Source organism: Saccharopolyspora galaxeae, from assembly GCF_016526145.1.
GTDB classification, from domain to species: domain Bacteria; phylum Actinomycetota; class Actinomycetes; order Mycobacteriales; family Pseudonocardiaceae; genus Saccharopolyspora_C; species Saccharopolyspora_C galaxeae.
In genome coordinates this window covers 1-23,387 of record NZ_JADDUE010000003.1, presented here as the reverse complement: position 1 = coordinate 23,387, position 23,387 = coordinate 1, and the positions used below count along the sequence as shown (strand labels likewise).

The 23,387-nt window shown below is 69.4% G+C and carries 19 protein-coding genes; 12 read left to right on the top strand and 7 right to left on the bottom strand.

What is annotated here, in order from left to right:
• The first annotated feature begins 15 nt into the window (after nucleotides 1-15).
• From INP57_RS30270 to INP57_RS07815, 3 genes are all read left to right on the top strand, one after another.
• Nucleotides 16-624 (top strand): sensor histidine kinase, encoded by a 609-nt coding sequence (locus INP57_RS30270; RefSeq protein ID WP_200069436.1) that lies wholly within the window; start codon nucleotides 16-18, stop codon nucleotides 622-624.
• A 109-nt stretch (nucleotides 625-733) separates the two neighbouring features.
• The gene (locus tag INP57_RS07820) at nucleotides 734-1,414 is read left to right on the top strand and encodes a LuxR C-terminal-related transcriptional regulator (protein ID WP_200069435.1); all 681 of its coding nucleotides are present in this window, start codon (nucleotides 734-736) and stop codon (nucleotides 1,412-1,414) included.
• 90 nt (nucleotides 1,415-1,504) lie between these two features.
• Nucleotides 1,505-3,001, top strand: a complete 1,497-nt coding sequence (locus tag INP57_RS07815) for a UbiD family decarboxylase (protein ID WP_200069434.1) — start codon at nucleotides 1,505-1,507, stop codon at nucleotides 2,999-3,001.
• Nucleotides 3,002-3,014: 13 nt separating this feature from the next.
• Here the strand turns inward: INP57_RS07815 and INP57_RS07810 are convergent, their stop codons facing one another.
• On the bottom strand, nucleotides 3,015-3,476 hold the full coding sequence (locus INP57_RS07810) for a MarR family winged helix-turn-helix transcriptional regulator (protein ID WP_200069433.1): 462 nt from the start codon (nucleotides 3,474-3,476) through the stop codon (nucleotides 3,015-3,017).
• Nucleotides 3,477-3,520: 44 nt separating this feature from the next.
• A complete protein-coding gene (locus INP57_RS07805; protein WP_200069432.1) occupies nucleotides 3,521-5,065 on the bottom strand; it encodes an acetolactate synthase large subunit in 1,545 nt (514 codons plus the stop codon).
• Nucleotides 5,066-5,183: 118 nt separating this feature from the next.
• Here INP57_RS07805 and INP57_RS07800 point away from each other — a divergent pair, with 118 nt between their 5' ends.
• Nucleotides 5,184-6,119, top strand: a complete 936-nt coding sequence (locus INP57_RS07800) for an alpha/beta hydrolase (RefSeq protein WP_233627173.1) — start codon at nucleotides 5,184-5,186, stop codon at nucleotides 6,117-6,119.
• Nucleotides 6,120-6,161: 42 nt separating this feature from the next.
• On the opposite strand, the gene INP57_RS07795 is transcribed toward INP57_RS07800, so the two are convergent.
• The 3 genes from INP57_RS07795 to INP57_RS07785 all read right to left on the bottom strand — a co-directional run bounded on the left by INP57_RS07795 (nucleotide 6,162) and on the right by INP57_RS07785 (nucleotide 9,916).
• Nucleotides 6,162-7,001, bottom strand: a complete 840-nt coding sequence (locus tag INP57_RS07795; RefSeq protein WP_200069431.1) for an alpha/beta fold hydrolase — start codon at nucleotides 6,999-7,001, stop codon at nucleotides 6,162-6,164.
• 63 nt (nucleotides 7,002-7,064) lie between these two features.
• Nucleotides 7,065-8,117 carry an aldose 1-epimerase family protein gene (locus INP57_RS07790; protein ID WP_200069430.1) on the bottom strand — a complete coding sequence of 351 codons (1,053 nt, stop codon included), beginning with the start codon at nucleotides 8,115-8,117 and terminating at the stop codon, nucleotides 7,065-7,067.
• Between the two features lie 59 nt (nucleotides 8,118-8,176).
• Entirely contained in the window at nucleotides 8,177-9,916 is a 1,740-nt protein-coding gene (locus tag INP57_RS07785) for a glycoside hydrolase family 2 protein (RefSeq protein ID WP_200069429.1), read from the bottom strand.
• A gap of 292 nt (nucleotides 9,917-10,208) precedes the next feature.
• On the opposite strand from INP57_RS07785, the gene INP57_RS07780 reads away from it, so the two are divergent.
• Nucleotides 10,209-11,927, top strand: a complete 1,719-nt coding sequence (locus tag INP57_RS07780) for an AMP-binding protein (protein ID WP_307849957.1) — start codon at nucleotides 10,209-10,211, stop codon at nucleotides 11,925-11,927.
• A 173-nt stretch (nucleotides 11,928-12,100) separates the two neighbouring features.
• On the opposite strand, the gene INP57_RS07775 is transcribed toward INP57_RS07780, so the two are convergent.
• Both INP57_RS07775 and INP57_RS07770 read right to left on the bottom strand, forming a co-directional pair.
• Nucleotides 12,101-12,304 (bottom strand): DUF397 domain-containing protein, encoded by a 204-nt coding sequence (locus tag INP57_RS07775; RefSeq protein ID WP_200069428.1) that lies wholly within the window; start codon nucleotides 12,302-12,304, stop codon nucleotides 12,101-12,103.
• Nucleotides 12,297-13,163 (bottom strand): helix-turn-helix domain-containing protein, encoded by an 867-nt coding sequence (locus INP57_RS07770; protein ID WP_200069427.1) that lies wholly within the window; start codon nucleotides 13,161-13,163, stop codon nucleotides 12,297-12,299. The genes INP57_RS07775 and INP57_RS07770 overlap by 8 nt, the downstream gene beginning before the upstream one ends.
• Before the next feature lie 157 nt (nucleotides 13,164-13,320).
• Between INP57_RS07770 and INP57_RS07765 the strand changes: the two genes are divergently transcribed.
• From INP57_RS07765 to INP57_RS07735, 7 genes are all read left to right on the top strand, one after another.
• Nucleotides 13,321-13,671, top strand: a complete 351-nt coding sequence (locus INP57_RS07765) for a hypothetical protein (protein WP_200069426.1) — start codon at nucleotides 13,321-13,323, stop codon at nucleotides 13,669-13,671.
• A 49-nt stretch (nucleotides 13,672-13,720) separates the two neighbouring features.
• Nucleotides 13,721-14,590 carry an EamA family transporter gene (locus INP57_RS07760; protein WP_200069425.1) on the top strand — a complete coding sequence of 290 codons (870 nt, stop codon included), beginning with the start codon at nucleotides 13,721-13,723 and terminating at the stop codon, nucleotides 14,588-14,590.
• A 621-nt stretch (nucleotides 14,591-15,211) separates the two neighbouring features.
• Nucleotides 15,212-16,918 (top strand): glycine/sarcosine N-methyltransferase, encoded by a 1,707-nt coding sequence (locus INP57_RS07755; protein ID WP_200069424.1) that lies wholly within the window; start codon nucleotides 15,212-15,214, stop codon nucleotides 16,916-16,918.
• A 194-nt stretch (nucleotides 16,919-17,112) separates the two neighbouring features.
• A complete protein-coding gene (gene metK, locus INP57_RS07750; protein ID WP_233627207.1) occupies nucleotides 17,113-18,252 on the top strand; it encodes a methionine adenosyltransferase in 1,140 nt (379 codons plus the stop codon).
• A gap of 133 nt (nucleotides 18,253-18,385) precedes the next feature.
• A complete protein-coding gene (locus tag INP57_RS07745; protein WP_200069422.1) occupies nucleotides 18,386-19,360 on the top strand; it encodes a carbohydrate kinase family protein in 975 nt (324 codons plus the stop codon).
• Nucleotides 19,361-19,463: 103 nt separating this feature from the next.
• The gene (metH, locus tag INP57_RS07740) at nucleotides 19,464-23,057 is read left to right on the top strand and encodes a methionine synthase (protein ID WP_200069421.1); all 3,594 of its coding nucleotides are present in this window, start codon (nucleotides 19,464-19,466) and stop codon (nucleotides 23,055-23,057) included.
• A 121-nt stretch (nucleotides 23,058-23,178) separates the two neighbouring features.
• Nucleotides 23,179-23,387, top strand: a 209-nt coding sequence (locus tag INP57_RS07735) for an adenosylhomocysteinase (protein ID WP_200069420.1), incomplete at its 3' end; no start/stop codon positions are given.

Genomic DNA, 23,387 nt, shown 5'->3' with positions numbered 1-23,387 from the left:
CGGAAGGGAGCGGTGGTGCGGACCGAAACCCCGCCCGCGCCCGCGCGGTCCGATCCGGATCGGCGGTGGCGCGGCCTGCTGCACGACCTCGGGCACGGTTTGGCGACCGTGTCCTACCTGGCCGACGACATGCGCACCGACCCGGCGCTGTCCGGTACCGCGCGGCACCGGCTGGAGCTGATGGGCCGGGAACTGGCGCGGCTGCTGGACCTGGTGGCCGGTGATCCGGCGCCGCCGGAGCCGGTCGACGTGCGGGTCCTGCTCGGCCAGGTCGCCGCGGCCCGCGACTGCGGTTCGCCGGTGCTGGCGCTGCGTCCGGGCGAGCCGGTCATGTTGTGCACCGACCCGACGTTGCTGTGGCGGATGGTCTCGAACCTGGTCGACAACGCCGTCCGCGCCGCGGGACCCGGCGGGGTCGTGGAGCTGGCGGCCGCCGACGACGCCGGTGCGGTCCGGTTGGAGATCACCGACGACGGCCCGGGTATCGGAGGCGGACCCGCGGGAACGGCGTCTATGGGCCTGGGCATCGTGACCGGGCTCGCGCGCGCCTGCGGGGGCGAGCTGCACTTGGACGCGGCGGGGCCGAGGGGGACCTGCGCGCGGCTGGTGTTCCCGCGTTCTTGAGCGCACTGCGCGGGAAATCGATCCCGGTGGACCTTCCGCCGCGCGATCCTTCGGCAACGGGCTCCGGAACGGACGCGCCCTGGGCGCCGCACAGCTATGGGGGACCTCGATGAACGACGAAAGAACGCGCGTGCTGCTCGGCGACGACCATGCGATCTTCGTGGACGCGCTGGTCACCGCGTTGCCGCCGCGCGGTTTCCGGATCGTGGGGACCGCATCGGACATCACCGGTGCGGCCGCCGCGGTGCACCGCCTCGAACCCGAGATCTGCCTGCTGGACCGCTACTTCGCCGACGGCGACGGGGTGGCGCGGCTCGGCGAGGTCGTCGGGGGCACGGCGACGAAGGTCGTGGTGCTCACCGCCGACACCGATGCGCGCGCCGTGCGCACCGCGCTGGCGACCGGTGCGGCGGGATGGGTGAACAAGATGTGCGGGCTGGACGTCCTGGTGCAGGCCATGCGCTCGGTCGTGGCGGGGCGCACGGCCGTCGAGCTGCCGGAAGCTCGGGTGCCTGCGCAGGACCACCGCGGGCAGCGCGCGGACGCCCGCAGGCTGGCCTCCTACCTCACCGGCCGCGAACGGGAATGCCTGAGCCTGCTGGTGCAGGGCGCGCAGACCGCGGCGATGGCCAAGATCCTCGGGGTGTCGACGACGACGGTGCGCACCCACGTGCAGGCGGTGCTGACCAAGCTCGGTGTGCATTCGCGGCTGGAGGCGGCTTCGTTCGCGATGCGGCACGACTTGCTCGGCGGCTCGTTCGACGCCTGGCGCGCCACCTGCTCGCGCTGAGCCGCGCGCACCGTCCGAGAGCGTTCTCACGCCGCCCGGTCCTTGCTCGTGCAACGGGCTCGCCGGAAAATAGGTTTGTAACAAACACAAGTGGCGCCGGACGGCGAGGAGGTAGCAGCGATCATGGCTCGCGCCAAGGACTCGCGGGAGTACATCGCCGCGCTGGAACAGCTCGGCGACGTCCGCCACGTCGACACCGAGGTGCCGCAGGGGCTGGAGATCGGCGCGTTCATCCGGCGCAGCTACGAAACCCGCGCCCCGGCGCCGCTGTTCAACGACATCAGCGGAACCGAGCCGGGATTCCGGCTGTTCGGCGCGCCCGGTGCGCTCAGCTCGGTCCCGGGCAGCCCGCTCGCCCGCATCGCGCTGTCGCTGGGCATGTCCCCGGACGCGGGTGCCCGCGAGATCGTGCAGGAGCTGGCGCAGGCCAGGGACCGCGACCCGATCGCGCCGAAGCAGGTGGAATCGGCGCCGTGCAAGCAGCACGTGCTGCTCGGCGAGGATGCGAGCCTGGCGAAGTTCCCGACTCCGCTGCTGCACGAAGGCGACGGCGGCCCGTACGTCAACACCTGGGGCACGATCGTCGTGCGCTCCCCGGAAGGGGACTGGGTGAACTGGTCCATCGCCCGGATCATGATGCTCGACGACAAGCACCTGACCGGTCTGGTGATGCGCCCGCAGCACATCGAGAAGGCGTGGCGGATGTGGGCCGAGCGGGGCGAGCCGATGCCGTTCGCGCTGGTGCAGGGCGGTGATCCGGCGTTGCCGTTCATCTCCGGCATGCCGCTTCCCGACGACGTCGACGAGCCCGGATTCCTCGGCGCGCTGTTCGGCGAGCCGATGGAGGTCGTCCCAGCCGAGACGGTGGACCTGCAGGTCCCGGCCGGCGCGGAGATCGTCATCGAGGGGCACGTCAGCGTCGAGCGCAACGCCGACGAAGGCCCGATGGGCGAGTACGCGGGCTACGCCCCCGCCGAAACGACCCGCCAGCCCACCTACACCATCGAAGCCATCACGCACCGCGACCGGCCGATCTGGCCGACCGTCGTCGAAGGCGAACCGGTCGACGAGTTCCACACCGCGACCGGCCTGACGATGGCCGCCGAGGTCTACGCACTGCTGCGGCGGGCGGGCTTGCCGGTGGTCACCGCGTGGTCGCCGTTCGAGAGCGCGTCGCACGTGCTGGTGGTCAGCGCGCGGTCGGACTGGCGTGCGCAGCTGCCCGGCGTCTCCAGCGCGGAGCTGACGCGGCGGATCTCCGAGACGATCGGCGGATTCCGCTCCGAGCACCTGATCCCGCGCACCTTCGTGCTCGACGCCGACGTCGAACCGTCCAACACGGCCGAACTGACCTGGGCGCTGGCCACGCGGTGCCATCCGGAGGACTTCCGGGTCCTGCGCCACGGCGAGATCCTGCCGCTGCTGACCTGCTACACCCCCGAGGAGCGGCACGCGCAGCGCGGGACGAAGGTGGTCCACGACTGCCTGCTGCCCGCCGAAGGCGCGGGGCGCGAGCGCCGCAGCTCGTTCCGGCACATCTACCCGGAGCAGGTGCAGCGCTGGGTCGAGCAGCACTGGGATCGGTGACGGCCGCGCCCGTTCAGTCCTTTTCGGACTGCGCTGCTTCCGTTTCCTGCAGCGCTTCCAGCAGCGACCGCAACGCCGGCGCCGCCTGCTCCAGGCTGGACCGCTGCTCGCTGTCCATTTTGGACATGGCGGCGGCCACGATCCGTTCGCTGGCCCCGTCGTAGCGCTGGAGCAACTCGCGGGCGCGCTCGGTGAGCGCGATGTGCGAGATCCGGCGGTCGGTTTCGCCGGTGGTGCGGGTGGCCAGCCCGTCCCGCACCAGCGCGCGCACCAGGTTGCTCACGGTCGAACCGGCAGTGTTCAACGCGGCCGCGGCCTCCGCGACGGTCGGCGTCCCGAGCTGGTCCACGACCCGCATCAGCTCGACGCTCGCATCCGGGATCTCCGGCAGCCCGGCGGCCGCACGCGTCAACCGCAGCAGCCGCCGCCGCAGCGGCCCGATCGTCGAGGACAGCTGCCCGGCGATGTGGTCCATCCGGCGAGCCTGGCACACGCTGCGCGATCGGACTACGCCGCGACTCAGGTCATGACCGCCTCGATCAGGTGCGGGCCCGGCTCGGCGTGGGCGCGCTGCAGCGCGGCGCGGAGTTCGTCGCCGGTGGTGGCGTGGGAACCCGGCACGCCGAACCCGGCTGCCAGCGAGACCCAGTCCGCGCCGGGGTTGCCGAGGCTGGTCATCCCGTCGGCGGCCGGACCCGGCTGCTGCACCCCGGCGCGGCCGAGCTCGACGTCGAGGATGCGGTAGCGCGAGTTCGCGCAGATCACCGTGGTGACGTCGAGCCCTTCCCTGGCCTGCGTCCAGAGCCCTTGCAGCGTGTAGAACGCGCTGCCGTCCGCCTGGAAGTCGATCACCGGCCGGTCCGGGCAGGCCAGCGCGGCGCCGGTGGACAGCGGCACGCCCATGCCGATGGCCCCGCCGGGCAGGTCCAGCTCGGTGTGCGCCGGAGCGGCCGCGGCCACCGCCGGGTACGCGGCCGCGGAGGACACGCCCTCGTTGACGATGATCGAGTGCTCCGGCTGGGTGAGCGCGATGGCGGTCGCGATCGCCTTGGCGTGCAAGGCGCCCTGCGGTGCGCGCAGCTCGGCGGGCTCGTGCGCGGGTAGTTCCGCTGCACCGGAACCCGTGGCCTCGGCCAGCGCCCGCAGCGCCGCGAGCGTGTCCTCACCGGTGTCGGCGAGGGTGTGCACCTGCGTCTCGGGCGGGACCGGAACGCTCGGCTGGTCCTGGTACCCGAAGAACGACACCGGAATCCCGGTGCCGACCAGCACCAGATGCGTGCAGTCCCGCAGCGCGGCCAGGTTGTCCTCGGGGAAGTAGGGCAGCGTGGGCACGGCCGGGATGCCGGGGCCGCGCTCGATGCGTGCGGGATTCCGTTCGGCGAAGACCGTGCCGCCGACGGTCGCCGCGATCCGCGAGGCCAGCCGCAACCCTTCGGCGCCGAGCGCGGCGCCGCCGAGCAGCAGCGCGGGCCGTCCTTGCCCGGCGAGCAGCTTCGCCATCCCCTCCACCCGCTCTGCGTCCACAGTGGAGGGCTCAGGTGCCTGCGGGACGTCCGCTTGCTCGCCGCCCTCGCTCCACATGTGGTCGGCGGCGGCGATCAGCGTCGCGGGCATCCGCTCGGCCAGGGCGGCCTGCCGGGCGGCGACGAACTCCGCGGCCGCCGACTCGGCCGACGTGGTGCGGCCCACCCACCCCGACACCGGACGGGCCAGCGAGTCGATGTCGCTGGCCAGCGGCGCGTCCGCCGCCTGGTGCCAGCTCGCGTGCTCGCCCACCACGTTGATCAGCGGAGTGCGGCCGCGGCGCGCGTTGTGCAGGTTCGCGATGCCGTTGGCGAACCCCGGACCGAGGTGCAGCAGCGTCATCGCGGGCACTCCGCGCATCCGCGAGAAGCCGTCGGCCGCGCCGGTCACCACGCCCTCGGACAGGCCGAGCACCGTGCGCACCCCCGGGGTCGAGTCGAACGCCTCGACCAGCGGCATCTCCGTGGTGCCGGGATTGGCGAAGCAGACATCGACACCCGCGGCCCGCGCCGTGCTCAGCAGTCCTTCCGCGCCCTTCACGCCGGTTCCCCTTCCCGTAGGTTCCGCGGACATGCTCGTCTCGCCCGCACCGCCGCGGCAACCGTTCGTGCGGCACGCCGCTCGGAATCCGGTCGATCCGGTTCGATAAGATGTTCCATTGAGTGGGATACGGATCGAAGGCGGGCGGATGCGCGAGATGAAGTTTGGGCGGCGGAGCCTGCTGTCGGCCGCCGGCATGATCGTGGCCGGTTCGGTCGCGGCCTGTTCCGCTCCGCAACCGAACAGGCCGCCGCAGCCGCAACCGCTGCCACGTCCCCCCATGCCGCCCGTCGTGTCGCACTCCGGCCCGCCGCTGGTCAACGTCGAGACGGTGTACTCCGAGAACCGGGGCGCGGACACCTCGCTGGTGATCGCGCACCCGAACGGCCTGCAGGACACCGCCGACTTGCCGATGGCGCTGTTCCTGCACGGGCGCGACGCGATGAACCCGAGCCCGATCCCGTGGGGCGTGCTGGACGCGCTGCAACCCGAATTCGACGCGGGCAACATCCCGCCGTTCGGGCTGGTGGCCGTGGACGGCGGATTCAACTCCTACTGGAACGACGGCTCCGCCAACGGCGACCTGATGAGCATGTTGCTGCAGGAAGTTCCCGGCTGGCTGCGCGAGCGCGGGCTGGCCGGCCAGGACGGGCTGCCGTTCGCCTGCGGGGGCGTGTCCACCGGCGGTTTCGGCGCGTTGAACTACGCGGCCGAACGCAACATGGCGGGAAGCCCGCTGGCCGCGGTCGCCACGATCGCCCCCGCGCTGCCGGTGACCTGGCAGCACATGCAGGAGAAGGGCGTGTTCGCCAGCGAGCAGGAGTGGATCGAGACCGATCCGCTGCGCCGCGTCGACGAGCTCGGTGACGTGCCGGTCGGCATCTGGATCGGCGAGTTCGACGTGTTCCGGGAGGGCACCGACCAGCTGGCGCAGCTGTACCCGAACACGCCGGTCTACTCGGTGGTGCCGGGTGGGCACGAGGGTCCGGTGTTCGACTCGGTCGGCGTGGACGCGGTCGGCTTCCTCGCAGGGGGCTTCCCCGCCGAGGGCTGAGCGCCGCGGTGCCCGGGCGGTTCCGGGCACCGCGATCGGCGCTCAAGTGTCCTGGTGCGCGATGAGGTGCTCCAGCAGCACGCGGGTCAGCTCTTCGGCGGCCTCTTCCGGAACCCAGTGCGAGATCTCCTCGAACATCTCGAACCGGTACGGTCCGGTCACGTGCTCGCCGCAGGCCAGCGCGGCGGTCGAGCCGAGCGCGGGGTCCTCGGTGCTCCACACGTACAGCGTCGGCACCCGGACCTGGCCGATCGGGTCGGCGAACTTCGCGGCGCGGTACCAGTTCAGCGCGGCGTCCAGCGCGCCCGGCTCGGAGAACCGCTGCACGTACTCCTCGATGTGCGTTTCCGGGATCTTGTGCTCGTAGAGCCGCCGGAGCCGACGCGCGTCGTCCTCCAGCAGCAGCTTGTCCGAGCCCGTCCGGCGGAAGACCTGCATGTACTCCGAACGCCGCTGCTGGTCCTCGTCTTCGCGCAGCGCGCGGCCGAAGGCGTCCAGGTGCGGCACCGAAACCGCGGTGAGCGTGCGGATCCGATCGGGGTGCGCGGCCGCGACCGCCCAGGCGATCGCCGCGCCCCAGTCGTGGCCGACGAGGTCGAACCGCTGCCAGCCCAGCCGGTCCGCGATCGCGAGCACGTCGGAGACCAGCGCCTCCTGCCGGTACTCGAAGACCTCCTGCGGGCGGACACCGGGGGAATAGCCGCGCTGGTCCGGCGCCACCGCGTGACAACCCGCGCCGCCGAGCACGTTGAGCTGCTCGCGCCATTCGATCGCGGCTTCCGGGAAGCCGTGCAGCAGCAGCACCGGCCGGTCGCCCTCGGCACCGGCGCTGAGCGCGTCGAAGGTGCCCGCCTCGGTAGGGATCTCGATGTAGTCAGCCACCCGCACACTCTAGATCGCGGCACCGACGGCGGGACAGGAAAGTCCCGTTGCCGCGCAACGGAATCAGTCCAGCAGCCGGTAGCCCCAGCTGCCGGTGTGGGTCCGGCCGGGCCGCAGCACGATCATTCCGTCACCAGTGACGAAAGCGTTCGGTGCGCAAGTCATCGGCTCGACGGTGAGCCCGGCTCGCGCGGGACGGTCCGTCTCCGGCGAATCGTCGGTGTAGACCTGCAGGTACCCGTGCGTGCGGTCGGCCCACAACTGCACGGCGCTGCCGTCGGGCCGTCCGAATCGGACGGTCGCGGTGCCGTCGGAATCCCGGTCCAGGTCGGTGAAAGCGGTGTCCATTTCGGTCGCACCGATCGGCCGGGCGGTGCGGTAGTCGTACTCCGAGCCCGCCACATCGGCTTTGCCGGTGGGGATCAGCCGGTCGTTGGTGACGTAGTAGGTGTTCGCGGGCAGCTCGAACACCACGTCGTCGACCCGCTCGCCGCCGGCCGCCAGGTACGTGTGGTTCGCGGTGCCGAACGGCGCGTCCGTGCGGCCCGCGTTCCGCGCGCTCAACGTGCTGCGGAAACCGTTGCCCTGCAAGGTGAATTCGATCCGGAAGGCGATCGTGAACGGATAGCCGTAGTGCGGGTGCAGCAGGTGCTCCAGCACCACGCGGTCCCGGTGGTGCTCGACCGGAGTCCACTCGGTGAAGCCCATCAGCCCGTGCAGCGCCGACTCGCGGTCCGGCTCGTTGATCGGAACCTGCAAGTCCTCGCCGCCGAAGGTGTAGCGGCCATGGTCGATCCGGTTGGCCCACGGCAGCAACGTCTTGCCCTGCCAGCCTTCGCCGATGTCGTCGGGTGCGTGCGTCAGCAGCATCTCGGTGCCGTCGACCCGCCAGGACAGGACGGTGGCCGCGACTCCGCCGACCACCAGGCTGTGGCGGCCGGAGCGCAGCTCGTACAGGCGGCCGTTCGCCGTCTGGCCGTCGGATCCCCGGGTCGCCCGCGCGGCCGCGGTGGTCGAACCGAGGCCGGTGAGCCCGGCCGCCCCGGCGGCCGCGATCGCCGCCCCGCCGATCGCGCGCCTGCTGAACTCCCGGGCTGCACCGTGCCCAACGGACATCGTCGTCCTCCTCGCTGGCTTTTCGATTTTCCTCGCTGTGCGACCGAATTCGCTCGGGATCACGGGGTTCCCGCGTCGATCACCGCCCGGTTGGCTTCGCGCACCGCGTCGGCGTCGGGCTTGAGGATCTTGCGGTCGTAGGTGAAGAACCCGTTCACCTCGTTCTCCACGTCGGTGATCTGGGTGTACACCGAAGCCGAGATCCCCTTCTCGCCGATGATCCGCACCAGGTCGTCGTGCACCTCGCGGTACCTGCGGGTGAGTTCCTCGCGGTTCTCGACGATCTCGTACGACGACGGTTCGCCGGGCCACAGGTGCCCTTCCTCGACGAGCCCGAGTCCGCCGTACTCGCCGTCCACCGAGGCGCGTTCGCCGGTGACCTCCGGCGCGCCCGGACCGACGTAGGTGTGGTCGTCGTAGATGTGCCCAGCGCCGGTGTCCGGCAGCGAGTCGCAGCAGTTCACCCCGCTGGCCGCGTCCACCAGCCGGGTCGGGTCCTGCTCCTGGACCTGCTCGGCGATCCGGGCGGTGTCGAACTCGCCCCAGCCCTCGTTGAACGGCACCCACGTCACGATCGACGGCGAGTTGCCGAGCTGGTCGATCATGTCCCGGATCTCGGCCTCGTAGTTGCGCTTCGCGTCCTCGCCGGGGGTCTGCCCGTTCACCAGCGCGGGCATGTCCTGCCACACCAGCAGTCCGAGCCTGTCGGCGTGCGCGTACCAGCGCGCCGGTTCGACCTTGATGTGCTTGCGCACCATGTTGAACCCGAGCTGCTTGGTCTGCTCCAGGTCGGACCGCAGCGCCTCGTCGGTGGGCGCGGTGAAAATGCCGTCCGGCCAGTAGCCCTGGTCCAGCGGCCCGTGCTGGAACAGGATCTTGCCGTTGAGCGCGAGCCGCGGGCGCCCCTGCTCGTCGTCGACGAGTCCGATCGAGCGCATTCCGGCGTAGCTGCCGACCTCGTCGACCGGCCTGCCTTCGTCGTCGAGCAGCCGCACCTTCAGGTCGTAGAGGTACGGGTCGTCCGGCGACCACAGGTGCGGGTCCGGCACCGGCAGCCGCACGTCCGCGCCCGCGTCCCCGCTCGCGCGGGCCACTTCGCCGCCGCCGGGTTCGCTCAGCACGGCCTCGACCCGGCCGCCGCGGGAACCGTCCGCGCGCACGGCGAAACTCCCGTCCGGCAGGTCCGGCGTGATCTTCAGGCCGGTGATGTGCGAGTCCGGCACCGGTTCCAGCCACACCGTCTGCCAAATGCCGGAGGCTCCGGTGTAGAAGATGCCGCCGGGATCGTTGCGCTGCTTGCCGACCGGGTAGGGGTTCGCGTCGTTGCGGTCCTCCACCTCGACGGTCACCTCCTGCGGTCCGGAATCGGTGACCGCATCGGTGATGTCGGCGCTGAAGGCGGTGGAACCGCCCTCGTGCACGGCGACCTCCTTGCCGTTCACGCTGACCGCGGCTTTCTGGTCCACCGCCCCGAAATGCAGCAGCAGCCGCTGCCCGGCCCAGTCCGGCGGCACCTCGAAGGTGCGCTTGTAGAGCAGGTGGTCGTCGTGGCGCTGGATCCCGGACAGGCCGGACTCCGGCGGGTACGGCACGAGGATCTGCTCGGAGGTCTCCGCGGGGGGAGTGGCCGCGCCGGCGAACTCCCACAGGCCGTTGAGGTTGAGCCACTGCTCCCGTGTCATCTGCGGGCGCGGGTATTCGGGCAGCGCGTTGTCCGGGCCGACCTGGTCGGTCCACGGCGTGGTCAGCGGCGGTTCCTGCGGTTCCCACTGGGGAGCCGGGGACGCCTGAGCGGGCATGCCGGTCACCGTAGCCAGTCCGGCGGCGGCGATCAGCGCCGCGAATCGGAACCGGCGGGTCGCGCGTCGGTGCACGTTGCCTCCTGGGGATCGGTTCTAGCCGCGAGCCGGGAAATCAGGACGAAACAGAAGCCACAACAAGCAACAACAATGACCAGAAACACACGGGAAGTCAACGGCACCATCCGTGTGCCGCGCATCGGAGCAACATCATGGATCTGAACGGGTGTATCCGGTTAAGTTGGATCGGCAGACCACCCGGCACCGGTGCCGCATCGAGGAGGACCCGCACGTGACCCAGCAAGCCCAGTCCCCGCAGGTCGGAAATCCCGGTGCGCAGTTCTTGGCCGCCCGCGACCTGCTGCTGCGCCACCGCGAGGACTACGACGCCGCGCGGGCGGAGTTCCGCTGGCCGCAGCCCGCCGAGTTCAACTGGGCGCTGGACTGGTTCGACACCATCGCCGCGCGCGAGGACCGCCTGGCGCTGTGGATCGTCGAGGCCGACGGGGGCGAGCGCAAGCTCACCTTCGGCGATCTGACCCGGCGCTCCAACCAGGTCGCGAACTGGCTGCGCGGCCTCGGCGTGGCCCGCGGCGACAAGCTGATCCTGATGCTGGGCAACCAGGTCGAGCTGTGGGAGACGATCCTGGCCGCGATGAAGCTCGGCGCGGTGATCATCCCGGCGACGACGCTGCTCGGCGCGGCGGACCTGCGCGACCGGGTCGATCGGGGCGGGGCCAAGCACGTGGTCACCACGGCCGCCGACGCCGCCAAATTCGCCGATGTGCCAGGGGATTACACCCGCATCGCGGTCGGTGGCGCGGACGGCTGGCAGTCCTATTCGGACAGCGAAGCCGCGGACGAGTCGTTCACCCCGGACGGGCCGACCCGCGCTGCCGACCCGCTGCTGCTGTACTTCACCTCCGGCACCACCGCGCAGCCGAAGCTCGTCGAGCACACCCACGTTTCCTACCCGGTCGGCCATCTGTCCACTATGTACTGGATCGGGCTGGAACCGGGGGACGTGCACCTGAACATCTCCTCGCCGGGCTGGGCCAAGCACGCGTGGAGCAACGTGTTCGCGCCGTGGAACGCCGAAGCGACGGTGTTCATCTACAACTACTCCCGCTTCGACGCTCCGGCGCTGCTGCGCGAGATCGAGCGCTGCGGAGTGACCAGCTTCTGCGCCCCGCCCACGGTGTGGCGGATGCTCATCCAAGCGGACCTGAGCGCGTTGCCGACTCCGCCGCGCAAGGTCGTCGGCGCCGGGGAGCCGCTCAACCCGGAGATCATCGAGCAGGTCCGCCGCTCGTGGGGAGTGTCCATCCGGGACGGTTTCGGGCAGACCGAGACCAGCGTGCAGGTGGCCAACACGCCCGGCCAGGAGCTCAAACCCGGATCGATGGGCCGCGCGCTGCCCGGCTTCGAGGTCACGCTGGTGGACCCGGCCGGTGGCCGGGAAGCCGAGGAAGGCGAGATCTGCCTGCGCCTGGACCCGCGGCCGGTCGGCCTGATGACCGGCTACGCCGACGACGCCGAGCGCAACGCCGAGGTGTTGCGCGGCGGCTACTACCACACCGGCGACGTCGGATCGCGGGATTCCGAGGGCTACATCACCTACGTCGGGCGCACCGATGACGTGTTCAAGGCGTCGGACTACCGGATCTCACCGTTCGAGCTGGAAAGCGTGCTGCTGGAGCACGAGGCGGTCGCCGAGGCCGCGGTGGTTCCCTCGCCGGACCCGATCCGGCTGGCGGTGCCGAAGGCGTACGTCGTGCTGGCCGCCGGATGGGAGCCGGGGGAGGAGTCGGCGCTGGCGATCCTGCGGTTCGCCCGCGAGCACTTGGCGCCGTACAAGCGGATCCGGCGGCTGGAGTTCACCGACCTGCCCAAGACGATCTCCGGCAAGATCCGCCGCGTCGAACTCCGCACCCGCGAGACCGAACAGCTCACCGACGCCGCCCCGCCCGGCGAGTACCGCGAGGAGCACTTCCCGACCCTGAAGTCCTGACCCGCTTCTCCACGAGTGAACGGCCTGTTCGTCCAATCTAGTGGGACGAACGGGCCGTTCACTCGGCTCGACCTGCCGCGGTAGCCGGTCGCGTACGTGCGTGGACCGTGAGCGAACGGACCGTTGGACCAAACTATTGGGACGAGCGGGCCGTTCACTCGGTGGCTTCGGGGTCAGGGTGCGTCGAAGCGGCCCTGTTTGAGGGCGGCGATCCAGGCGGTGTGGGCGGCGGCGGTGAGGCGCAGGGTTCCGGCGGCCGGGGACTTGCTGTCGCGGACCGCCGAGCCGCCGCCGGTCAGGGTCGCCACTTCCACGCAGTTGCCGCCGGCGTCGCTGTAGCTCGATTTGCGCCAGGGGACGTCGCGCGACTCAACCATGATCGTTTTCCTCGCGTAGCTCGTGCAGTACCCGAGCCAGCATCTCGCGGGATTCGCCGGGTGCAAGAGCCATCCGGCGCAAGTCACCGAACATCCCGTCCATGGTCGCGACGTCGCCCGCATCGCTGATCATGTGCCCGCCGAGCGGGCCGTCGAAGTAGCACATCGGCGGGTCGATCTCCGGGTTCGCGAAGTGCAGTAGGGTGAAGTTCGTCGCGATTCCGCCGTAGCCGTCATGGGTCGCCGTGAGCACTTGGATCGTGATGTTGGCGGATTTGCTCTGGTCCAGCAGATGATCGAGCTGATCGGCCAGCACTTCGGGACTGCCGACGGCCAGCCGCAAGGTCGCCTCGGCGATGATCGCGTGCAGGTGCAACGGGTTCGGCCCGGTGAGCCGTTGCTGCCGTTGCATTCGCGCCTGCACCCATCGATCGACGAATTCCGGGGCGACCTTGTGCCGCCCCGCGTCGTGGATGGCGCGGGCGTAGTCCTCGGTTTGCAGCAGTCCGGGAACCAGCACCGGTTCGAAGGTGCGGATCTCGGAGGCGTCCTCCTCGAAGCTGACCAGCGGCCGCAGCCATTCCGGCAGTCCGTAGACCGCCCACTGCCCGGCGCCGTGCCGGGATTCCGCCCGCAACTGCTCCAGGCCCTTGCGCACTTCGGCCGGTGCGCGCAGTTCCGCCAGCAGCCGCACGAGATCGGTTTCGCTGATCTTGGTGTTGCCGTGCTCCCAATTGACCATCGTCGTGTGCCTGCGCCCGATGGCGTCGCCGACCTGGGTCTGGGTGAGCCCCGCCGCCTCCCGGAGCCTGCGCAGTTCTGCGCCGAGTCGGCGCAGCTGCGGCGATGAGCCCGTCATGCCGTCGTCCCCTTCTGCTGATCCGGCCGGCAGCCTAGCGAAATTTCCTGACATTCAAGATCGCACGATCGGGGAATGCCCGGCCTTGGATGTCAACTTCTAATCTCCCGATCAACCGCGGCGAACGGCACGCGGGCACGGGAGAGAGGAGTCACCCATGGACGGAACGGGCGGAACCAGGCGCGACCCGCTGGATCTGTTGGTGCCGGACCTGACCGGACACCCGCCGATGTGCGGAGAGGAGGAGTTCGCCCGCCGCATGGCCGCGGAGGTCGCCAACGCCAGGGCCCGCGCCTTCGCAGTCGTCCAGGAGTACGGAACGCGCGCCGCGATGGAGATCGCGGGCTGGGGGATCGCCGTCGGAGGCCGATACGACGTGATCGGCGTCGGCGGCGGCCTATGGCTCGGGATGCCCTCGCCCGACTCCGTGCGGCAGGGGTTCACCTGGGGCGGCCGGGTGCGTGCGCACGTGGTCCCAGCGGACGGAACGCAGCGGTCGATCGGCTGATCAAGACGTCGAGTTGATCTAGGGTCGGGGGAGACGATCTGGGGGCGCTATGACCGACGTGGCCGCTGAAGCGCAACAAGCGGGGACATTGGTCACCCTGGCGGTGCTCCTGGCGGCGGTGTTGCACGCGACGTGGAACGCGCTCGCGCACGGGGTGGCCGACCGGATGATCGGGTTCTCGCTGATCGGCGTCACCTACACCGCGGTCGGCGCAGTTGTGGTGATGTTCACCGGCCCGCCCGCACCGGAAGCCTGGCCGCTGGTGCTGGCTTCCGCCGCGGTGCACGTCCTTTATCAATTCGGATTGCTGGTCAGTTATCGGCTGGGCGAGTTCAGCCAGGTCTACCCGCTGGCCCGCGGCACTTCGCCGTGGGTGGTGACACTGCTGTCCGCCGTCCTGCTCGGCCAGCGCATCCCGGCGGTGCAGCTGGCCGGGGTGCTGGTGGTCTCCGCGGGGTTGCTGAGCCTGGTGTTCGTCGGCGGGATGCCCGGCCGCACCGCTGTGCCGGGTCTGCTCGCCGCGTTCGGCACCGGCCTGCTGATCGCCACTTACACGGTCATCGACGGCGTCGGAGTGCACCGGACCGGTGTGCTCGGCTACGCGGCCTGGATGTTCCTGCTGCAGGGGCCCGCGTTGCCGCTGGCCGGCTGGGCCTCGCGGCGCCGGAGTTTTCTGTCCGGGTTGCGCCGGCATTGGCGCGGCGGAATTGCGGGCGGGCTCGTTTCGATGGCCGCCTACGGGATCGTTTTGTGGGCGCAAACACGGGCAACCCTTGGACCGGTTGCGGCGCTGCGCGAGACCAGCATCGTGTTCGGCGCATTGCTCGGGGCGATCTTCCTGGGCGAGCGGATGGGCCGCGGCCGGGCGGTGCTCGCCGGGGTCGTGGTGGCCGGGATCGTCCTGATCGACCTGGCCTGACCAGCGAGGAAGCGGCAACTGAAAAGATCTTGCGCCAAAGTCTGGCGCTGCTGCGGTGTGGATCGTAACATCCGTGGCCCCCCGATCGATCTCACCGGCGGAAAAGGGAAATCGATCCCCACCGCGAGCCCAGCGTGAGCAATTTTGTAGGCATCCGCGGTTGCGCTATTCGTTGTTGTCATGGTAAGTGCTGCGTACGCGATGGTACACACTCCGGCGCGACCGTGCACTTATCTGATCGTGACATGCCTCCGCAATCTCCGGAATAAGCGCAGGTGAAAGCGCATTTTTTTACCCAGGGTGATCGGCTGAATCACGCTAATATCCCACCCATGTGATCAGTGTCACAGCTTTGCACGGTTGCTTCAGCAACTCATTCGCCTAGTTTGGTTACTCGACGCACGGATTTCGCGTCGAAGCCGGTCGGCAAAGGCGCTGACTGAGTGCGAGGACTGGCGCAGGTGTTGCGGCCTGAACTTTTTCGGCCGCCCGCGCCGGTGCGCAGGCGTCGCCATTTCGATTGGCGACCCGGCACGACCGCGAGATGATCTCGGGGCGGATTCGCGCGGACCCGAGTGCGGTGCAGAGGCGCATGACCAACGCGAGTGGTGGGAGTGAAGTATGGCCAAGAGCGTGGATGACCTGGCGCACGGCGACGGCAACGGTGCGGTCGACAACACGGCCGAGCTGGTCGCCCGCGAGGAGCAGGTCTTCGGCGACAACCCGTTGGAAGTGCGCGAATCCGACCACTACACGCACGAGTACGTCGGCGGATTCGTCGACAAGTGGGACGACCTGATCGACTGGAAGAAGCGCTACGAGAGCGAAGGCCAGTTCTTCGTCGAACAGCTCAAAGCCCGCGGTGTGGAATCGGTGCTGGACGTGGCGACCGGCACCGGGTTCCATTCCGTGCGGCTGCTGGAAGAGGGCTTCGAGACGGTCAGCGCGGACGGCAGCCCGCAGATGCTCGCCCAGGCGTTCCGCAACGGCCTGGCCTACGGCGGGCACATCCTGCGCGTGGTGCACGCCGACTGGCGATGGCTGAACCGGGACGTGCACGGCGCGTACGACGCGATCATCTGCTTGGGCAACTCGTTCACGCACCTGTTCTCCGAGCGGGACCGGCGCAAGACGCTGGCGGAGTTCTACGCGATGCTCAAGCACGACGGCGTGCTGATCATCGACCAGCGCAACTACGACTCCATTCTGGACGACGGGTTCTCCAGCAAGCACACCTATTACTACGCGGGCGAGGACGTTTCCGCGGAACCCGATCACGTGGACGAGGGCCTGGCCCGGTTCAAGTACACGTTCCCGGACAAGAGTGAATTCTTCCTCAACATGTACCCGTTGCGGAAGAATTACGTGCGGCGGCTGCTGCGCGAGGTCGGATTCCAGCGGATCGACACCTACGGCGATTTCCAGGAAACGCACGCCGACCAGGACCCGGACTTCTTCATCCACGTCGCGGAGAAGAACTACCGGGCCGAGGACGAACTGTCCGACATGTACTCGGCGGCGGTGCACACCGCCCGCGACTACTACAACTCCGAGGACGCGGACAACTTCTACTTCAACGTCTGGGGCGGCAACGACATCCACGTCGGCCTCTACCAGACCAAGGACGAGGACATCGATGCCGCGTCCCGGCGCACCGTCGAGCGGATGGTGAGCAAGGTAGAGATCACACCGCAGACCCGCGTGCTCGACATCGGCGCCGGTTACGGTGGTGCTGCGCGGCACTTGGCCCGGACCTACGGCTGCAAGGTGGCCTGCCTGAACCTCAGCGAGGTGGAGAACCGGCGCAACGTCGAGTTCAACCGCGCCGAGGGGCTCGACCACCTCATCGAGGTCAAGGACGGCTCGTTCGAGGACATCCCGTTCCAGGACAACGCGTTCGACGTGGTGTGGTCGCAGGACGCGATCCTGCACAGCGGTGACCGCGAGCGGGTTCTCGAAGAGGCCACCCGGGTGCTGAGCAAGGGCGGCTCGTTCGTGTTCACCGACCCGATGGCCGCCGACGACGCCCGCAAGCAGGACCTCGGGCCGATCTTGGAGCGGCTCAACCTGGACACGATGGGCACGCCCGGCTTCTACCGCCGCGAGCTGGCCCGGCTGGGCCTGCAGAACTTCGAATTCGAGGACCTCAGCGAGTACCTGCCGGTGCACTACGGCCGGGTGCTGGAGGTGCTGGAGAGCCGCGAGTCCGAGCTGGCCGACCGGATCAGCGAGGAGTACCGCACGAAGATGAAGCGCGGGCTGCGCGCCTGGGTCGACTCCGGTAACGCCGGGAGCCTGGCGTGGGGCATCATCCACGCCCGTGCATGATCATTAAAACAGCATAAGACCCCTGTTGGGGACGGTTGCTCCGGTGCCATGGAGTGGAACTCCATGACATCGGAGCGGCCGGTACGCAAGGATCGAAGCCGCCAAAGTAGCGACAGAGGTGAGGTTGAGCCGTGAGTGAGATCAACCGCAGGTTGTTCACCAGTGAGTCGGTGACCGAGGGTCACCCGGACAAGATGGCGGACGCGATCAGCGACTCCATCCTGGACGCCCTGCTGGCGCAGGATCCCCGGTCCCGCGTCGCCGCCGAGACCATGATCACCACCGGTCAGGTGCACATCGCCGGTGAGATCACGACCACCGCCAACGTGGACTTCCAGCAGCTGGTGCGGGACACGGTCCTGGAGATCGGCTACGACTCGTCGGACAAGGGCTTCGACGGCAACACCTGCGGTGTGAACGTCTCCATCGACGCGCAGTCCCCGGACATCGGCCAGGGCGTGGACACCGCCCACGAGAACCGGGTCGAGGGCGTCATCGACGAGATCGCCAAGCAGGGTGCGGGCGACCAGGGCCTGATGTTCGGGTACGCCTGCGACGACACCGACGAGCTCGCGCCGCTGCCGATCACGCTGGCGCACCGGCTATCCCGCCGGCTGACCGACGTGCGCAAGAACGGCACCGTTCCGTACCTGCGCGCCGACGGCAAGACCCAGGTGACCGTGGAGTACGCCGGCGACCAGCCGGTGCGGCTGGACACCGTCGTGCTGTCCTCCCAGCACGCCGACGGCATCGACCTGGACAGCCAGCTCGTCAAGGACATCGATCAGCACGTCATCCGTCCGGAGCTGGACCGGGTCGGGCTGGAAGCGGCCGACACCCGCCAGCTGATCAACCCGACCGGCCGGTTCGTGGTCGGCGGCCCGATGGGTGACTGCGGCCTGACCGGCCGCAAGATCATCGTGGACACCTACGGCGGCATGGCCCGCCACGGTGGCGGCGCGTTCTCCGGCAAGGACCCGTCGAAGGTGGACCGCTCCGCGGCCTACGCGACCCGCTGGGTGGCGAAGAACGCGGTGGCCGCCGGGCTGGCCAGCCGCATCGAGGTGCAGACCGCCTACGCGATCGGCAAGGCCGCCCCGGTCGGGCTGTTCGTGGAGACCTTCGGCACCGAGAACGTGGACCCGGTCAAGATCCAGGCCGCGATCAACGAGGTCTTCGACCTCCGCCCGGCCGCGATCATCCGGGACCTGGACCTGCTGCGCCCGATCTACGCGCAGACCGCCGCCTACGGCCACTTCGGCCGCAGCGACGTGAACCTGCCGTGGGAGAACACCGACCGCGCCGCCGCGCTCAAGAGCGCCGCCGGTCTCTGATCGCGCACGTCCGCACGGGCTGCCGCGGGGCGCCGTCGCGCGCCCCGCGGCCCGGTGCGGGCCAGGTTCCCTGAACACTTAGAGGTCGGTGGCCGACGACGTCGCCGGCCCACCGCCGTGAAGGAGTATTGCAGTGCGGATTGCGGTGACCGGTTCGATCGCCACCGACCACCTGATGTCCTTCCCCGGCAGGATCGCCGATCAGCTGATCGCCGATCAGCTCGAGCAGGTGTCCCTGTCGTTCCTGGTCGACGAGCTGGAGGTGCGCCGCGGCGGGATCGCGGCCAACATCACCTTCGGGCTCGGCAAGCTGGGCGTGACCCCCTACCTGGTCGGCGCCGTGGGTGAGGACTTCGAGGAATACCGGTCGTGGCTGGAGCGGCACGGGGTGGACACCGCCTCGGTGCACGTCTCGGCGACCAAGCACACCTCCCGGTTCCTGTGCACGACCGACCAGGACTTCAACCAGATCGCCTCGTTCTACCCGGGCGCCATGTCCGAGGCGCGGGAGATCGAGTTGAAGTCCGTGGCCGACCGCATCGGCGGGCTGGACCTCGTGGTGATCTCCGCGAACGACCCGGACGCGATGATCAGGCACACCCAGGAGTCGCGGGAGCGCGGCTACAAGTTCCTCGCCGACCCCGGCCAGCAGCTGGCCCGGATGGACGGCGAGGCGGTGCGCAAGCTCGTCGAGGGTGCGGAGTACCTGTTCACCAACGAGTACGAGCACGGCCTGCTGCTGCAGAGCACCGGCTGGAGCCACGAAGAGGTGCTGGGCAAGGTCGGCAGCTGGGTGACCTCGCTGGGCGCTAAGGGCCTGAAGGTCGAATCCGCTTCGGCCCCGACCCTGGAGGTCGTGCCGCCGAAGGAGAAGCAGAAGGGCGACCCGACCGGTGTCGGCGACGCGCTGCGCGCCGGGTTCCTGGCCGGCCTGTCCGGCGGTCTGGGCCTGGAGCGGTCCCTGCAGCTCGGCTGCACCCTGGCGACGGTGTCGCTGGAGACCGACGGGCCGCAGGAGTACGACGTCGAGCGCGAGTCTTTCCTCGCGCGCATCGCCGAGGCGTACGGCGAGTCCGCCGCGACCGAGATCGGCTCGAAGCTGCGCTGAACCCCCGTCCTCCGGCGGCACCGGCAGACGCCGCCGGTGCCGCCGGGCGCGGAGGACACTGGGTTCGGGCGTGGTCGAAGAAAGCGTGGGAAGAGGCAGCGACATGAATGGGGTCAACACGAACGGCGAATCCGCTTCGGGCCGGGACCCGAGCGGGTTTCTCAGCGCGCTCGCCGAGCGCGTGCTCGTCGCGGACGGCGGAATGGGCACCGCGTTGCAGGCCCACGACCTGACGCTGGACGACTTCGCGAACCTCGAAGGCTGCAACGAGATCCTCAACGAGACCCGCCCGGACGTGGTTTCCAGCGTCTACCGCGGTTTCCTCGAGGCGGGTTCGGACGCGATCGAATCGAACACGTTCGGCACGAACCTCGCCAACCTCGGCGAGTACGGCATCACGGAGCGGATCCGGGACCTGGCCGAGAAGGGCGCCCGGCTGGCCCGCGAGGCCGCCGACGAGTTCTCGACGCCGGACAAGCCGCGGTTCGTGCTCGGTTCGATGGGGCCGGGCACCAAGCTGCCCACCCTCGGCCACGCGCCGTACGCGGACCTGCGCGACGCCTACGAGGAGAGCGTGCTGGGCCTGCTCGAGGGCGGGATCGACGTGGTCCTGGTCGAGACCTCCCAGGACCTGCTGCAGACGAAGGCCTCGATCGTCGGCGCCAAGCGCGCCATGGCCAAGACCGGCCAGTACCGGCCGATCATCGCGCAGGTCACCGTGGAGCAGACCGGCACGATGCTGGTGGGCTCGGAGATCGGCGCGGCGCTGACCGCGCTGGAGCCGCTGGGCATCGACATGATCGGGATGAACTGCGCGACCGGGCCCGCGGAGATGAGCGAGCACCTGCGGGTGCTGGCCCAGCACGCCCAGGTGCCGATCTCGGTGATGCCGAACGCGGGCCTGCCCGAGCTCGGCCCGAACGGCGCGGTGTATCCGCTGCAGGCCGACGAGCTGGCCGAGGCGCTGGTCGGGTTCGTCAACAACTTCGGCACCCGGCTGGTCGGCGGCTGCTGCGGCACCACCGGTGAGCACGTGCGCGCGGTCTCCGAGGCGGTAGCCGGGCTCAACCCGGCGCCGCGCACGCCGGAGGTCATCCCGTCGGTGTCGTCGGTGTACCAGGCGGTGCCGTTCCAGCAGGACGCCACCAACCTCAACGTCGGCGAGCGCACCAACACCAACGGTTCCAAGAAGTTCCGCGAGGCCATGCTCGACGGCCGCTACGAGGACTGCGTCGAGATCGCTAAGTCCCAGACCCGCGAGGGCGCGCACCTGCTCGACCTGTGCGTGGACTACGTGGGCCGCGACGGCGTCGAGGACATGCGGGAACTGGCCAGCAGGCTGGCCACCGCCTCCACGCTGCCGGTGATGGTGGACTCCACCGAGGCCGACGTCATCCAGGCGGGCTTGGAGCACTTCGGCGGCCGGTGCGCGGTGAACTCGGTGAACTACGAGGACGGCGACGGCCCGGACTCGCGGTTCCAGAAGGTCATGGACATGGTCCACGAGCACGGCGCCACCATCGTCGGGCTGTGCATCGACGAGGAGGGCCAGGCCCGGACCCGGGACTGGAAGGTGCGCGTCGCCGAGCGGCTGATCGCGGACATCACCGGCAAGTGGGGCCTGGACGAGTCCTCGATCATCATCGACTGCCTGGTCTTCCCGATCACCACGGGCCAGGAGGAGGTCCGCGAGGACGGCATCGAGACCATCGAGGCGATCCGCGAGCTCAAGCGGCGGCACCCGGACGTGCAGACGACGCTGGGCCTGTCGAACGTCTCGTTCGGGCTGAACCCGGCCGCGCGCCAGGTGCTGAACTCGGTGTTCCTCAACGAGTGCCGCGAAGCCGGGCTGGACTCGGCGATCCTGAACGCCTCCAAGATCCTGCCGATGAGCAAGATCGAGGACGAGCAGAAGCAGGTCGCGCTCGACCTCGTCTACAACCGCCGCACCGAGGACTACGACCCGCTGCAGAAGCTGATGTCGCTGTTCGAGGGCAAGACGGCGGCCTCCAGCGGTGCCTCGCGGGCCGAGGAGCTGGCGAAGCTGCCGCTGTTCGAGCGGCTGGAGAAGCGCATCGTGGACGGCGAGCGCAACGGGCTCGAAGCGGATCTGGACGAGGCCATGCAGGAGAAGGCCCCGCTGCAGATCGTCAACGAGAACCTGCTGGCCGGCATGAAGGTCGTCGGTGACCTGTTCGGTTCCGGGCAGATGCAGCTGCCGTTCGTGCTGCAGTCCGCGGAGGTCATGAAGACCGCCGTGGCGCACCTCGAACCGCACATGGACAAGGACGACACCGGCGGCAAGGGCAAGCTGCTGCTGGCCACCGTCAAGGGCGATGTGCACGACATCGGCAAGAACCTGGTGGACATCATCGTGTCCAACAACGGCTACGACGTGGTCAACATCGGCATCAAGCAGCCGGTCAACGCCATCCTGGAAGCCGCCGACGAGCACAAGGTCGACGTGATCGGCCTGTCCGGGCTGCTGGTCAAGTCGACGGTGATCATGAAGGAGAACCTGGAGGAGATGAACTCCAGGGGCATCTCCGAGAAGTACCCGGTGATGCTCGGCGGCGCGGCGCTGACCCGCTCCTTCGTGGAGAACGACCTCGACGAGGTCTTCCAGGGCGACGTGCGCTACGCGAAGGACGCCTTCGAGGGCCTGAACCTGATGGACCGGCTGATGGCCATCAAGCGCGGCGACAGCCCCGAGGAGGACGAGAAGGAACAGGCCAAGAAGGCCGAGCGCAAGGAGCGCCGCGAGCGTTCGCTGCGGATCGCCGAGAAGCGCAAGGCCGAGGAAGGCGAGATCCCGGACCTCTACGACGAGTCCACCCGTTCCGACGTGGACGCCGATTCCCCGGTGCCGACCCCGCCGTTCTGGGGCTCCCGGGTGATCAAGGGCGTGCCCACGGCCGACTACTTGGCGCTGCTGGACGAGCGGGCCACGTTCTTCGGCCAGTGGGGCCTGCGCGGCTCCAAGAAGGGCGAGGGCAAGACCTACGAGGAGCTGGTCGAGTCCGAGGGCCGCCCGCGGCTGCGCGCGTGGGTGGACGAGCTGTCCACCGCGGGCATCCTGCAGCACGCGGCCGTGGTCTACGGCTACTTCCCGGTGGTCTCCGAGGGCAACTCGCTGATCGTGCTGGACAAGGAGGAGCCGGACTCGCCGGAGCGCACCCGGTTCACCTTCCCGCGCCAGCAGCGGGACCGGCGGCTGTGCCTGGCGGACTTCTACCGCTCGCGGGAGAAGGCCGAGCAGACCGGGCAGGTCGACGTGCTGCCGATGCAGCTGGTCACGATGGGCCAGCCGATCGCGGACTACGCCAACCAGCTGTTCGCGAAGGACGCCTACCGGGATTACCTGGAGATCCACGGCATGGGCGTGCAGCTGACCGAGGCGTTGGCGGAGTACTTCCACCGCCGGGTGCGCCAGGAGCTGCTGTTCTCCAGCGGCCGGGCGGTCTCCGAGGAGGACCCGGACGAGGTCACCGAGTTCTTCAAGCTCGGCTACCGCGGTGCCCGCTTCTCGTTCGGCTACGGCGCCTGCCCGGAGATCGAGGACCGGGCCAAGATCGTGGAGCTGCTGGAGAGCGAGCGGATCGGCGTGGAGCTTTCCGAGGAGTTCCAGCTGCACCCGGAGCAGTCCACCGACGCGATCATCGCCCACCACCCCGAGGCGAAGTACTTCAACACGTGATCCCGGCCGGGCGGGCCGCGCTGGCTGATCGCGGCCCGCCCGCCGGAGGACTCTCGACCCGAGCAGGGAAATCGCCTGTGACAGGGATGAAGCCCGAGCAGGGAAATCAAGAAAGGAAATCATGAGCGCGAAGCTGCAAACGGCCAATGGCCTCGATTTCGCCGTCGCTGATCTGGGACTGGCCGAGTCCGGTCGGCACCAGATCCGGCTGGCGGAGCATGAGATGCCGGGTTTGATGGCGACTCGCCGGGAGTATGCGGATTCGAAGCCGTTGAAGGGCGCGCGGATCGCAGGTTCGTTGCACATGACGGTGCAGACGGCGGTGCTCAT

Bases quoted from the DNA above. Each gene is read 5' to 3' on its own strand.
- INP57_RS07790 (WP_200069430.1), bottom strand. From the start codon at position 8,117: ATGTCCGTTGGGCACGGTGCAGCCCGGGAGTTCAGCAGGCGCGCGATC.
- INP57_RS07770 (WP_200069427.1), bottom strand. From the start codon at position 13,163: ATGACGGGCTCATCGCCGCAGCTGCGCCGACTCGGCGCAGAACTGCGC.
- INP57_RS07810 (WP_200069433.1), bottom strand. From the start codon at position 3,476: ATGGACCACATCGCCGGGCAGCTGTCCTCGACGATCGGGCCGCTGCGG.
- INP57_RS07755 (WP_200069424.1), top strand. From the start codon at position 15,212: ATGGCCAAGAGCGTGGATGACCTGGCGCACGGCGACGGCAACGGTGCG.
- INP57_RS07760 (WP_200069425.1), top strand. From the start codon at position 13,721: ATGACCGACGTGGCCGCTGAAGCGCAACAAGCGGGGACATTGGTCACC.
- INP57_RS07820 (WP_200069435.1), top strand. From the start codon at position 734: ATGAACGACGAAAGAACGCGCGTGCTGCTCGGCGACGACCATGCGATC.
- INP57_RS07775 (WP_200069428.1), bottom strand. From the start codon at position 12,304: ATGGTTGAGTCGCGCGACGTCCCCTGGCGCAAATCGAGCTACAGCGAC.
- metH (WP_200069421.1), top strand. From the start codon at position 19,464: ATGAATGGGGTCAACACGAACGGCGAATCCGCTTCGGGCCGGGACCCG.
- INP57_RS07785 (WP_200069429.1), bottom strand. From the start codon at position 9,916: ATGCCCGCTCAGGCGTCCCCGGCTCCCCAGTGGGAACCGCAGGAACCG.
- INP57_RS07765 (WP_200069426.1), top strand. From the start codon at position 13,321: ATGGACGGAACGGGCGGAACCAGGCGCGACCCGCTGGATCTGTTGGTG.
- metK (WP_233627207.1), top strand. From the start codon at position 17,113: ATGGCGGACGCGATCAGCGACTCCATCCTGGACGCCCTGCTGGCGCAG.